This window comes from Streptomyces sp. NPDC018263 (genome assembly GCF_055562575.1).
Map to the genome: position 1 here is coordinate 226,258 of NZ_JBVHFA010000007.1, position 12,097 is coordinate 238,354.

Here is a 12,097-nt window from a genome sequence, read left to right on the forward strand (position 1 = left end):
ATAGGGAGAACCGCCGGATTCAGGCGATGGTGTTCACCGCCCCCCGCCCGTCGACCGCGCGGGCCCGCTCCTCCAACTGCTGGGCCGCGTCCCGCCAGGAGGCCGCGCATTCGCGGGCAGCGGCCGCCACCTTGGCCGCGCAGTGCGGCGGAATACGGTCCACCAGTTCCTCCCAGCGCCGGTTGGCCAGCGCGTGGGTGTCCAGCAGCCGCAGCAGGAACCGGCCGTGCTCGGTGAGCCGTATCGACGGGTCCCGCTTGAGCAGCAGTAACGTCTCCGCCAGCGCGAAGGCGGTCACCCCGCCCTGCTCCGGACCGCGCGACGCGGGCGGCGCGGCGGCCGGCCTGGGCACCGGGCCGCCGGACGGACGGCCGCCGAGGGTCGGACTCGCGCCCTTCTGCACGCGCTCGCGCACATCGCGGGCGGTCGCCAGGGACAGCCCGCTCTCCCGGGCGATCTCCCGCAGCGTGGCCTGCGGATGGGTGCGGGCGTATTCACCCGCCAGCCGGCGCCGCTCGGTGTTGTCCACCGGGCGCGACCGGCCGTCGCGGCCGATCCGGGCGTTCAACTGAGGAATTGCGTCACCCGAACGGCGCCGGATCGAGCCCACCGTCTTCGGTGAAAGGCCGGTGGCGGACGCGATCATCCGGTCCGACCAGTCCGGGTGCGAGCGGATGATGCGCAGCGCGGCCGCGTTGCGGTCGGCGCGGGTCAGCGGCAGCCCGTGGTGGGCGTTGCGCTCCACCGCCAGCAGGAAGGCGTCCTTGGCGGTGCCGTCGAAGTACTGCACGTCGATGTGGGTCTGCCCGTTGAGCCGGGCGGCCCGCAGCCGGTGGACGCCGTCGATGACGCGGAGCGTGGCGCGGTGCACGATGATCGGCGGCAGCGGCGAGACACACTGCGCCAGGTGCCGGACGTGTTCCTCGTTCTCCCCCGATATACGTGGGGAGTCATCGGTCGACAACGACTCGATGGGCGCCCGTGTCACCGGCAGGCTGTCCGCCTGCGCGTTCCACATTTCCGCCGACTCACAGATCACCGGGGCGGCGAGGTGAATTCCTCTGGTTTCCGTCACAGCCATTCTCAATCTCCTGTTCATATGTCCGTACGGGGGGCATAAAGATGTGAGATTGACGCGCGTGGTCACAGACCGGTCGACCGGTTCGGGAGACCCGTGAGGGCGCCGCGACATACCGGTGACGGTGTTACAGGGCGGTCAGCGACTGTGCGCGAATACCCGGCCGCGACAACGGGCCGGGGATACACGAGAGCCCGGCCGCCGGTGCTGCGCCGCGCTCGAAGGGCGGCGTGGACCGAGTGGGCCGGGCTGGAAGGGGCGGCTCCGGAAAAGGACCCGCCGCGCCGAAAAGCGGCGCCGAGTATCGCGTATCACTGTGAAGAGCCTCCCCCGTTTGGCTCTGGACCTGCTGCCGTGCACCATATCCGGTGCCGGTGAATCGTCAACGCACGATCTGGGAAATCATCCGCCCGGGAACCGGTGCCTCGTGCGAGGCAACAGGTTTTTCGGCCGGGCGTCCCGCGTCGCGCACCGGGGCGCCCGGCCGTGTGGTGGCCGGTGGCGCCCAGGCGAGGATGGCCAAAAAGCGACAGGCCGTCAGCTCGTCGGCGGGCGGAACTCCGGCTGGTCGATGATGCGCAGCCAACTGCCGTCCGCCTGGCGCTTGACCACCTGCGCGCGAGCGCCGGAACCGTCCTTGGGCGGCGTGGAGGTGAGCGCGATGTCACCGAACACCAGCGTGGGCAGGGGCTCCTCGGGCTCGAAGTGCGGCCCGTTGGACAGCACCTTCTCCCAGAGCTGGCGGATCGCCTCCCGGCCCACCGTGGTGCTGCCGGGCGGGTAGGCCATCACGGCCTCCTCGTCGTACAGCGCGGCGAGGCCGGCGGCGTCACCGGCGTTGGCGCGCTCCACGAAGAGGCGGGTGAGGTCTTCCGGCTTCAGGGCCTTCTCGTTCTCGGACACAATCATCCTTTCCTGCGGTCCGGGTACCAACGTGGCAATTTTCCGTCATTGGCCGAGAACAAGTCCAATCAATCATCCGGATCGGCGTGATAATTTGGAGTTATGGAGATCAGGCAGCTCAGGTACTTCATCGCCGTGGCACAGGAAGCCAATTTCACCAGGGCCGCAGAGCTGGTGCATATCAGTCAGCCCGGGATCAGTGCCCAGATCCGCCAACTGGAGAACGACCTCGGGGCCACCCTGATCGACCGCTCCGGCCGGAGTGTGCAGCTCACGGCCGTCGGCGAGGTGGTGCTCGCGCACGCCAAGTCCGTGCTGTCCTCCATGGACTCGCTGCGGCAGGCCGTGGACGAGATGAACGGCCTGGTCCGGGGCAAGCTGGTGGTCGGCATGGTCACCGCCTGCACCGTCCAGCCGCTCTTCGACGCGCTGTCCGGCTTCCATCTCGCCCACCCCGGCGTCGAGATCAGCCTGCTCGAGGACGACTCCGCCAAGCTGGTCGAGTACGTCCGCGAGGGCACCGTCGACCTGGCGCTGATCGGCGCCGCCCATCGCGCGCCGGAGGACCTGGACGGCTGGCAGGTGATCAGCGAGCCGATCGTCGCCGCCGTGCCGCACGAGCACCCGCTGGCCGAAAAGGACGGCGTCACCCTCGCGGAACTGAGTGCCTTCCCGCTCGTCTGCCTGCCCGAGGGGACCGGCATCCGGGCGACCCTGGACGAGGCGTCCGCCGCGCTCGGCCTGACCCCGACCATCGCCCTCCAGGCCAGCGCGCCCGGCGCGGTGATGCAACTGGCCGAGCGGGGCCTCGGGGTCGCGGTGCTCTCCGAGTCGATGACCGCCCACCAGAAGGGGCTCAAGACCGTCGCCATCACCGACGCCGACGTCCCCGCGGTGCTCGCCCTGATCTCCGCGCCCACCAAGAGCCCCGCCCTGCGCGAGCTGCTGCTGCACTGCCGGCAGTCCTTCGGCGAGCCCGCCGCCACGCAGGTCGCCTCGATGAGCGGCGCGTGACCTGACACCACGAAGAGCGGGCCCGTCGGCAACCGGCGGGCCCGCTCTTCGTGTACCTGACTCAGCTCTCCGCGGCCACCGGCGACTGGCCGGGGGCGTCCTTAGCCCCGGGCTTGGGGGCCTGGGCCGCCTGGAAGTCGGCGGGCCGGATCAGCACCAGGGCGAGCACACCGCCCAGCAGGGCCACGCCGGCCGACACGCCGAGCAGGGTGTTGAGGCCGTCCACGAACCCGGTGGTGGCGATCTGCTGCACCTTGTCCCCGTACTGCTCGGGCACCATGCGCACCGCCTCACCGGTCTCGCCGCCCCGCGTCAGGGCGGCCAACTGGTCGCTGCGGCCCGCCAGTTCCGGCACCCCGCGCAGCCCGTCGCGGAACCGGTCGCTGATGACCCCGGCGAAGGTCGAGCCGAGCACCGCGACACCCGCGCTCACACCGAGCTGGCGGAAGGTGCCGTTCACACCCGACGCCATGCCGGAGCGGGAGAAGTCCACGACGCCCACGGCCGTGGAGGCCAGCGGCGGGTTCACCAGACCGGCGCCGACACCGCCCAGCACCAGACCGGGGACGAAGTGCTCCCAGCCGCTGGACTCGTCGATCCCGCTCATCAGCAGCAGCGCGGCACCGACCAGCAGCAGCCCGACCCCGATCATGTAACGGGGCTGCACCTTGGCGCTGAGCCGCCCGGCGATCAGGGAGGCGACCAGCATCGACAGCGAGGCGGTGAGCAGGCGCAGGCCGGTCTCCAGCGAGGAGTAGTCCAGCGCCTCCTGGAAGTAGATCGCCAGGAACAGGAACATCGCGAACAGCGAGCCGTTCATGGCGAACGCGGCGATGGAACCGCCGACGAAGGTGGGGATGCGGAACAGCCGCAGGTCGAACATCGGCTGCTCGGACTTCGCCTCCACCAGCAGGAAGGCGAGCAGCAGCGCCGCGCCCACCACCAGGCCGGTCACCGCGCGGCCGTCGCTCCACTCGGTCTCACCGGCGCGGATCAGGCCGTAGACCAGGGTGGCGAGGCCGCCGGTGAGCAGGACGAAGCCGGGCCAGTCCAGCTTGCGGGCGAACGGCGACTTCGACTCGTCCACGCGCAGCGCGATGATCAGCGCCACGATGACGCCGATCGGCACGTTGACGAGGAAGATGCCGCGCCAGCTAATGCCGCTGGAGATCAGACCGCCGGCCACCGGGCCGATGGCGGAGGCGAGGCCGGTGACCATGCCCCACACGCCGAACGCCATGCCGCGTTCCTTGCCCTGGAAGCTGCCCGCGAGCAGCGCCAGACCGGTGGCGAACATGACCGAGCCGCCCACGCCCTGGAGCACCCGGGACATGATCAGCATCAGCGGGGACTGCGCCACACCGCACAGCAGCGAGGCGACCGTGAACAGGGCCACGCCGATCGCGTAGAGGCGCTTGCGGCCGAACCGGTCGGCCAGCGTGCCGCTCGTCAGCAGGAAGGAGGCCAGCGCCAGCGCGTAACCGTCGATCACCCACTGGAGGTCGGCGAAGCTGGCGTTCAGGTCGCGCTGCACATCGGGCATGACGACGTACACGATGGTGGTGTCCAGCAGGAGCATGAACGTCCCGCCGCACACCCCCAACAGGGTCCACCATTTCTTTTCCATCATCGTTCCTTCTGCTGTCCTGAGCGGTCGGCGGCCCTTCAGCGGGGGCCGGGGGAGGGGTTCGGCGGGATGTTGTGGTTCAGCCGGAAGAGGTTTCCGGGGTCGTACGCGGCCTTGATCCGGACCAGGCGCGCGTAGTCGTCGGGTTCGTACGCCAGGCGCACCTGGTCCGGGGTGGCGGCGGCGCCGTAGAGGAAGTTCAGGTTGCGGCCCGCGGTGAGCGGGGCGAGGGCGTCGGTGAGCCGGGTGTGCGCGGCGCGGACGGGGGCGGCGGTGTCGTCGGTGACCCGGTCGAGCACCGCGAGCAGGAAGCGGGCAGAGCGGTGGCCGACGGAGTTCGGCACGCGCGGAGCGCGGGCCAGGGCCCCGCCCAGGTGGCGGATCTCGACGATGCTGGTGATCGGCGCGTCCGGCCCGGCCAGTTCCAGTACGGTGCGCACCGCGCCCGCGTCGAGCCCGCCGAGCATCACGTTGGTCCCGACGTACGCGGCCGGCGCCACCGGGTCGTTGTGGATCGTCCCCGACTCGGTGTACGGCAGCTCGCGCACCGAGTCCGCCAGCCGGGGCCCGAGCGCCCGCAGCGGGGCGACCAGCCGCTCCCCGTACGCCGGGTCGCCCAGGTAGGCGATCCGGACGTGCACCACGTACCGCCCGCGCAGCGGCGGGGGCAGGGTCGGGGCGTCGGGCAGCGGGACGAGGGCCAGGGAGGAGGTCATCTCCTCGGGAACCGTCTCCGTCCAGCGCAGGTAGGCGTTCAGGACGCGCTCGGCCGAGGAGCCGTCGAAGAACAGGCCGCCGCCGTAGAGCCCGGTCACCGGCACCAGGTCGACTTCGAGGCCGGTGACCAGGCCGAAGTTGTCGCGGCCGCCGCGCAGCGCCCAGAACAGGTCCGGGTCGCTGTCGGCGGTGACCTCGCGGGGCCGGCCGTCGGCGGTGACGCACTCCACGCGCCGGACGTGGTCGGCCGCGTAGCCGAACTTCCGGGCCAGCAGGCCGATTCCGCCGCCCAGGGAGTAGCCGACCGCGCCCACGTCCGGGGCGCTGCCGCTGAGCGGGGCCAGACCGTGCGGCGCGGCGGCCTCGACGACCTGCTTCCACCGCACGCCCGCGCCCACGAAGGCGGTACGGGCGGCCGGGTCCACGCGCACCTCGGTCATCCGGCGGGTGCTGACCAGGACCCCGGTGGCGGCGGGCAGCGCGGGCGCGTGCCCGGTGGCCTGCACGCCGACGGGGAGGTCGCGCGCGGCGGCGAACTCCACCGCGAGCTGGACGTCCTTGGGCTCGGCCGCGCCGACGACGAGCGCCGGGCGGTGCGGCCGGTGGGTCTGGTAGCGGGCGCGTTCCTCGTCGTAGCCGTCCTGGCCCTCGGTGAACAGCGGGCCGCCGACGCGCTCCGCCAGTTGCCGGGCGGCCGCACTCAGATCCTCGCGCGCGGTGGGCGGTTCGGGGCGAGCGGGCACGGTCCGTTCCTTTCGTCGAGGGACGACAGTGCCGCTGACGGGGGTCGCTGCGGCACTGCCGTCCCAGTCATGGTCCCGACGATGCGATCAGAAGTCCAAGACCTAGTTTTTCTGGGATACCGAACTTTTGGTTATGGGTCGGCGGTGACCGCCACGGCCAGCGCGAATCCCGGTGCCGTCAGCTCCCCGACCAGCGCGTACCGGTCGCCGGCCCGTGCCCACAGCCGCCCCTCGCGAAGGCCGAGCCGCACCCGCCAGAACAGCCCGCCATGGGCGTCCACACACTCCGAGAGCGCCTTGAAAGCGGCCTCCTTCGCGGCGAACAGCCGCCGCAGGCCAGCCGGATCGCCCGCCGGCCACAGCTCGGCCCGCTCCCGCTCGTCCAGCAGGAACCGGTGCAGCCGTAGGTCCGGGCAGCGCGGCTCCAGGTCCACCCCCACCCCGCGCGCGCCGGGCGCGACCGCGGCCACCGCCAGCGCGGTGCTGTGGGTCACCGAGGCCGGGAACCCCGCCGGACACACCGGCGCCCCGCTGTACGCGCGGCCCACCGAGGTCACCGGGCTGCCCGCGCGCCGCAGAGCCGCGCCCACCGCGTCCCGGCCGGCCCGGTGCTGTGCCGCTCCGGTGCCCGGCGGGGCGACCGCGGCGCTCGCCAGCACCACTCGCCGGACACGACCGGGGCTCCCGAGCAGCCAAGCGCTCGGGAGCCCCGGAAGCGGTGTCTCAGTCACCCGTCCCGGCGACCCGCTCGACGAACGACTCCACCTCCCGCTGGAACCACTCGGGCTCCTCCAGGAAGGCCAGATGTCCGCCGTCCGGCACGGTGACGGTGACGGCGTCCGGGAACAGCCCCACCATCTCCCGCACCGCGTCCGTGGACAGCGAGAAGTCGTCCCCGCCGACGAACAGCAGCGTGGGCGCGGCCACCTTGGTCATGATCTGCGGGTCCAGCGGCGCCTTCACCGACACCGCGAGCCCGGCCCGCAGGGAGTCCACGGTGTGGATGCCGAGGAAGTTCTGCTTGCGGCCCATGAACCCGATGGGCCCCGCCTCCTCCACCGCCCGGTCGCCGGAGACCAGCGGGTACAACTGCTCGTACAGCACGCCCAGTCCGGACGTCTCCAGCGTCTTCAGCCAGGACTTGGTGATCCGGCGCAGCCGCTGCGGGCCGTGCGGGCTCATCGCGGGACCCGCGAGGATCAGTCCCTGCACCCGGTCCGGGTGGGCCACGGCGAAGTCCCGGCAGATCAGCGTCGAGAACGACGTGCCCACCAGGATCGCCTTCTCCAGACCCAGCCCGTCGAACAGGGCCTTGAGGTCGCTGATGTGGTCCTCCCACACCGGCTCCCCGGCGTGCGGGCTGGAGTCGCCCTGGCCGCGCAGGTCGTAGGAGGTGAGCCGGGCCGTGGTGGCCAGCTTCGCGGTGTAGGACCGCCAGGACTTGCGGTCCATGAAGAAGTTGTTGACGAGGACGATGTCGGGACCGGACCCGCGTCGCTCGTACGCGATCCGGATGTCGTCGTTCACCTGGATCTCGCCGGTCTCCAGGGCGTCGTCGACGGTCGTGTCGGTCATCGGCTCACTTTCGGCGGAGGAGGGCGGGCGGGACTCAGACGGCTTCGAGGACCGCCTCGGCGGCGGACCGGGCGTCACCGAACCGGGCGGTCAGCGCGTGCACCCACCGCTCCAGGCCGAAGGCCAGGCAACTGGTGGAGGCGGGCGCGCCGTCGGGCAGGGAGATCGCGCAGCGCTCCCCGAAGAAGTTGCGGTGGTAGTTCACCGACCCGATGGCCAGGCCGTCCACCACGAACTCCTCCTTCACCGGGAAGAGCCGCTGCATCGTGGCCCGTGATCCGGTGCGGTCGAAGAACGGGTCGGTGGCGACCTCGGTGCTCATCTTCAGGCCCAGCCGGTCGGCGAGGCCCAGCACCTGCTCCTTGGCCCGCTTCAGGTGCCCGGTGGCGCCCTCGGGCGAGCCGACGAACACGATCTCGCGCATGCTGAAGCCGAGCAGCCGGCGCAGGCCCTCGTAGCGCGTCTCGTTGCGGAAACAGGTGGCGACCGTGGTGAACCGGTTCTCCGTCGCCGGCAGGACCCGGTCCTTCAGGTCGAAGTAGACCGAGTAACACGCGGCCGAGGGCAGGGCCAGCGCCGCGTCGCCCAGGACGGACGCCGGCAGCTCCGTCAGCGGGCCCGCCGCACCGGCGCGCAGCTCGCCGAGCCGGGCCGGGTCGGCCGCGACCGCGGCCAGACCCAGGTGCGGGAAGTTCTCGTAGTAGTCGATGGACTCCAGGTCCGCCGGCCGCAGCAGGAACGGGTAGCGCCGCTCCTCCGCCTCCCACTCGTGCGCCCACGACAGCACCAGCGAGTCGAACGCGCGCAGCAGCCGCAGTTCGTCGGGGCCGAGCACCCCGAGGCCGTTGTCCGTCGTCCCCGTGGCGGTGCCCATCAGTGGGCCGCCGCGCCGTGCAGGAAGCGCTTGTCGATGGCGCGCAGGGTGCGGAAGTCCTCGACGTCGATCTCCTCGGGGTCGATGGTCTCCCCGCTCAGCTCCTCCAGCAGGTAGAGGAACTCGACGAAGGCCAGCGAGTCCACCGCGCGGCGGTCGATCAGGTCGTCGTCCAGGTTCAGCTCGCCCACCTCGGGGTTGCGCTGGTGGATGAAGGTGAGGATCTTGGTCAGCTTGTCGTCGCTCATGCCGATGCTCCCTGGACCTGAAGGCCGTTGCGGGCGAGGAACTTGCGGGTGCGGTTGAGGATCGCGGTGTGCGCGGCGTGCCGGGCCGGGTGCTCCAGCAGGCGGCGGCGCAGTTCGAGGGGCTGGTCGAGCCCGGCGTCGCGGTACACGGCCGGGTTGTACAGGCTGCGCACGCTGTACTCCAGGTACGACTCCAGGTAGTTGGCCAGCACCGGGATGTCCTCCGGGCGGCTCTCCTTGACCTGGTCCAGCAGTTGGGTGAACAGGTGCCGCCCGAAGGCGACATGGCGGCTCTCGTCCTGGTGGTGGACCCGGTTGATCTCCTGCGCGATGGGCGGCAGCGAATCGTCCGTCGCCATCCGGGCGTTGAAGTAGTCGACCAGCTCCTCGAAGATCAGGATGCGGGCGAAGATGACCAGTTCGGTCGCGGCGTCGCCCACCCCCTCGATCCGGCCCGGACCGACCTGCGGCACCGCCGGGTACACCTTCCCGCCGTACTTCAGGCAGAAGGTCCCGAAGAACCACATGTGCTCGTTCTCCTCCCCGATGAAGTGGTGGAGGAACTCCGAGGCGTCGGCGTAGGTCTTGGTGTGGATGCGGAGCACGACCTCGCTGAGCAGCTCACGGATGCCGTGCACGTTGAGGCTGAAGAAGTTCACCGCCTCGAACCGGGTCAGGGCGAGCTGCTGCTCACGCGTCAGCTTCCCCCACTCCTCGGTGCCGGCCAGCGTGACCAGGTCCTCGCTCATCCACGGCCGGTCGGTGCCGAGGGACTCGGGCCAGTCGAAGATCGTGTACGGGTTGTAGTAGTCGGACTCCGCCATCGCTTCCAGCCGGGCCAGATCCAGCTTCACGGGTTTGACGGTCGTCGGCATCGGCAGACCTTCTTTCGGGGAACGTTGCTCTGCGGCGGACGCGCGCGGGTCAGGCGCGCTCGGCCAGGACGGACCAGACCGGGAGCTGGGTGCGTCCCGCCTCGTCGATCTCCACCTGGACGCCGGTCTTCTCCAGGAAGGTGCGGGTGGCCTCGGCCACGCCCCAGTAGACGGTCCGGGTCAGCTCCGTCACCGTCCAGCCGGCCCCGGTCAGCACCTCGCGCACCGTCTCCTCCGAGACGGACAGCGGCTCGGGCATCCCGCCGGGGACCGCCGCGAAGCACAGCATGTCCAGCCAGGCACCGGGCCGGGCGGCCCGGCCGAGCGCGGCGGCGTACCGGCGGCGCCCGTCCGCGTCGAGCGTGTGGAACAGCGCGCTGTCGAGGACGGTGTCGAAGCGGCCCTCGTAGCCGGCCAGGCTGGTGGCGTCGGCGACGGCGAACTCGATGTCCGCGCCGCCCTCCTGCTTCGCCGCGCGCTCCCTGGCCCGCTCGATCGCCGTGGAGGCGGCGTCGACAGCGGTGACCCGGTAGCCGCGGGCGGCCAGGAACACCGCGTTGTCACCCAGACCGCAGCCCGCGTCCAGCACCTCGCCGCGAATTCGTCCGCGGCGCTCGAATTCAAGCACACCGGGCTGCGGTTCACCGATGTCCCAGGGGACCCTGGTGATCCCGGCGTCACCCAGCAGTTCACCTCCGCGATATACGGCGTTGAAGTCGGCGGTCGCGTAATCGTAAGACTTCTGGGCGCTATTGCTCATGCCAGTCTCCTGAGGAATAGATCCGGCGTCCGGCCCTGTCGAACCAAAGGGATTACCACAGCCGCCGAGGCCCGCGTAAGGCGCGCCGACGCACTCCGGCGCCCGTTCAACCGAGGAGATTCCACGGTTGAACGCCCGCTCCCAGGTGGCCGGGTGGATGGAAAGAGCGTATTCCGCTTTTCCCGGCCGTGCGTGCGCCGGAGCGCCCGGCAAGCGGAACGGCAAGTTTCGTATCCGGCGCGGCGAATTCAACGGGGGTGGCTGTGCCGAACCGGCCCACGTACGATGCCGGGGCGGCCGGAGGAAACGGACCGCCAATCGTCCGGAGCGCCACCCGCACCGGGGCTTCCTGCGTCCCGAAAATCCGGAAGGAAAAAGAAATTGCGCGGTTCACGCAATAACCTCGACGCGCGTGCCGCGGAGCTGGTGAACCAGGCCGCCGGCCTCCGTGAGGAACTCTGGAAAAGCGCCGCCGACAGCGACCGCGACCGGCGGCTGCCCGACGAGGTCATGGCCCGCGTCACCGGCGCCGGGCTGACCCGGCTGCTGGTGCCGGAGAGCAACGGCGGCCACGAGACCTCGATCCGCACCCTGCTGGAGGTCTGTACCGAGCTGGGCCGCGGCTGTGTCTCCGCGGCCTGGGTCACCGGCGTCCTCAACGTCGGCAACTTCGTCGTCTCCCTCTTCCCCGAGCGCACCCGCGCCGAGGTCTGGGACGACGACCCCGACGCCCGTACCGCCCTCATCCTCGGCGCCCCCGTGCGCACCGTGGAACCGGTGGACGGCGGGGTCCGGGTCAGCGGTGAATGGCCGTACGCCTCCGGGTCGTTGCACGCGGAGTGGATCGGCGGACTGCTCCTCGCCGACACCGGCACCGGGCTCCAGCCGCACTTCGCGCTGATGCCCGCCGCCGACATCACCGTCCGCGACACCTGGCACTTCGTCGGAATGCGCGGCACCGGCAGCAACACGGTCGTCGCCGAGAAGGTGTTCGTGCCCGCGCACCGGCTGCTGCCCTACAAGCCCCTGATCGACGGCGAGAGCGACGGCCTGGTGCCGGCCGACCGCCGCTACCGGAACAGCCTGACCGGCGTCTTCATGGTCGGCCTGATCGGCTCGCTGCTCGGCGGCGCCGACACCGCCCTGCGCCACGCCCTGGAACACGCCGGGACCCGGCGCGTGGCCGGGACCACCTTCGCCAACCAGGCCGAGTCGCCCACCGCCCGGCTCGCGCTCGCGGCCGTCGCCACCCGGCTGGACACGGCCCGGCTGCACGCCCGCCGCCTCGCCGACAGCGTGGACGAGCACGCGCTGGCGGGCGAGAACCCCGACCTGCTCACCCGGGCCCGCGCCCGCATGGACGCCACCCATGTCGTCCAGCAGTGCCGCCAGGCCGTCGACGACATCGTCACCCTCTACGGCTCCTCCGCCCTGGACGAGTCCAACCCGCTCCAGCGGCTGTGGCGCGACGTCCACACCGGCAGCCGGCACGCCGGCTTCGGCATGGGCGTGCCCGAGCAGGTCTACGGCGCCGCCCTCGTCGGCCAGGACCCGCGCACCATCAGCATGCTGGTCTGACCGCCGTACGACCCCGCGAACTCCCCTTTCGTTCCGCTGTGCTCCAGGCCCGCCCGCCCCCTTCGGCGCGGGAGCGGCCCTTCGCCTCCCAGTGACGGAAAGCGA

At 71.4% G+C, this 12,097-nt stretch carries 12 protein-coding genes; 2 read left to right on the plus strand and 10 right to left on the minus strand.

Features of this window, described 5'->3' with window-relative positions:
* Positions 1 to 19: 19 nt before the first annotated feature.
* Together ACZ3HQ_RS21500 and ACZ3HQ_RS21505 are read right to left on the minus strand one after the other, a co-directional pair.
* Positions 20 to 1,081, minus strand: coding sequence for a ParB N-terminal domain-containing protein (locus tag ACZ3HQ_RS21500; protein WP_350906431.1), 1,062 nt, complete (start codon positions 1,079 to 1,081; stop codon positions 20 to 22).
* A 534-nt stretch (positions 1,082 to 1,615) separates the two neighbouring features.
* Complete coding sequence (locus ACZ3HQ_RS21505) at positions 1,616 to 1,981, minus strand: YybH family protein (protein ID WP_031180449.1); 366 nt, start codon at positions 1,979 to 1,981, stop codon at positions 1,616 to 1,618.
* Between the two features lie 102 nt (positions 1,982 to 2,083).
* Here ACZ3HQ_RS21505 and ACZ3HQ_RS21510 point away from each other — a divergent pair, with 102 nt between their 5' ends.
* Positions 2,084 to 2,995 carry a LysR family transcriptional regulator gene (locus ACZ3HQ_RS21510; protein ID WP_467513144.1) on the plus strand — a complete coding sequence of 304 codons (912 nt, stop codon included), beginning with the start codon at positions 2,084 to 2,086 and terminating at the stop codon, positions 2,993 to 2,995.
* A 61-nt stretch (positions 2,996 to 3,056) separates the two neighbouring features.
* Here ACZ3HQ_RS21510 and ACZ3HQ_RS21515 read toward each other — a convergent pair whose 3' ends face one another.
* The 8 genes from ACZ3HQ_RS21515 to ACZ3HQ_RS21550 form a co-directional block, all read right to left on the minus strand.
* The gene (locus tag ACZ3HQ_RS21515) at positions 3,057 to 4,625 is read right to left on the minus strand and encodes an MFS transporter (RefSeq protein WP_467513146.1); all 1,569 of its coding nucleotides are present in this window, start codon (positions 4,623 to 4,625) and stop codon (positions 3,057 to 3,059) included.
* A gap of 35 nt (positions 4,626 to 4,660) precedes the next feature.
* Positions 4,661 to 6,082: an FAD-binding oxidoreductase gene (locus ACZ3HQ_RS21520; RefSeq protein WP_467513148.1), complete on the minus strand. Its 1,422-nt coding sequence runs from the start codon at positions 6,080 to 6,082 to the stop codon at positions 4,661 to 4,663.
* Between the two features lie 131 nt (positions 6,083 to 6,213).
* Positions 6,214 to 6,744, minus strand: a complete 531-nt coding sequence (locus ACZ3HQ_RS21525) for a 4'-phosphopantetheinyl transferase superfamily protein (RefSeq protein WP_467513150.1) — start codon at positions 6,742 to 6,744, stop codon at positions 6,214 to 6,216.
* A 61-nt stretch (positions 6,745 to 6,805) separates the two neighbouring features.
* The gene (locus ACZ3HQ_RS21530; RefSeq protein ID WP_467513152.1) at positions 6,806 to 7,657 is read right to left on the minus strand and encodes an alpha/beta fold hydrolase; all 852 of its coding nucleotides are present in this window, start codon (positions 7,655 to 7,657) and stop codon (positions 6,806 to 6,808) included.
* Between the two features lie 34 nt (positions 7,658 to 7,691).
* Entirely contained in the window at positions 7,692 to 8,531 is an 840-nt protein-coding gene (locus ACZ3HQ_RS21535) for a class-II aminoacyl-tRNA synthetase family protein (protein WP_467513154.1), read from the minus strand.
* Positions 8,531 to 8,779: a hypothetical protein gene (locus tag ACZ3HQ_RS21540; protein WP_051887550.1), complete on the minus strand. Its 249-nt coding sequence runs from the start codon at positions 8,777 to 8,779 to the stop codon at positions 8,531 to 8,533. The genes ACZ3HQ_RS21535 and ACZ3HQ_RS21540 overlap by 1 nt, the downstream gene beginning before the upstream one ends.
* On the minus strand, positions 8,776 to 9,654 hold the full coding sequence (locus tag ACZ3HQ_RS21545; protein ID WP_467513156.1) for a diiron oxygenase: 879 nt from the start codon (positions 9,652 to 9,654) through the stop codon (positions 8,776 to 8,778). Before ACZ3HQ_RS21545 ends, ACZ3HQ_RS21540 begins: the two co-directional genes overlap by 4 nt.
* A gap of 49 nt (positions 9,655 to 9,703) precedes the next feature.
* Positions 9,704 to 10,414 (minus strand): class I SAM-dependent methyltransferase, encoded by a 711-nt coding sequence (locus ACZ3HQ_RS21550; protein WP_467513158.1) that lies wholly within the window; start codon positions 10,412 to 10,414, stop codon positions 9,704 to 9,706.
* Positions 10,415 to 10,795: 381 nt separating this feature from the next.
* On the opposite strand from ACZ3HQ_RS21550, the gene ACZ3HQ_RS21555 reads away from it, so the two are divergent.
* Positions 10,796 to 11,992 carry an acyl-CoA dehydrogenase family protein gene (locus tag ACZ3HQ_RS21555; RefSeq protein WP_467513159.1) on the plus strand — a complete coding sequence of 399 codons (1,197 nt, stop codon included), beginning with the start codon at positions 10,796 to 10,798 and terminating at the stop codon, positions 11,990 to 11,992.
* Positions 11,993 to 12,097 lie beyond the last annotated feature (105 nt).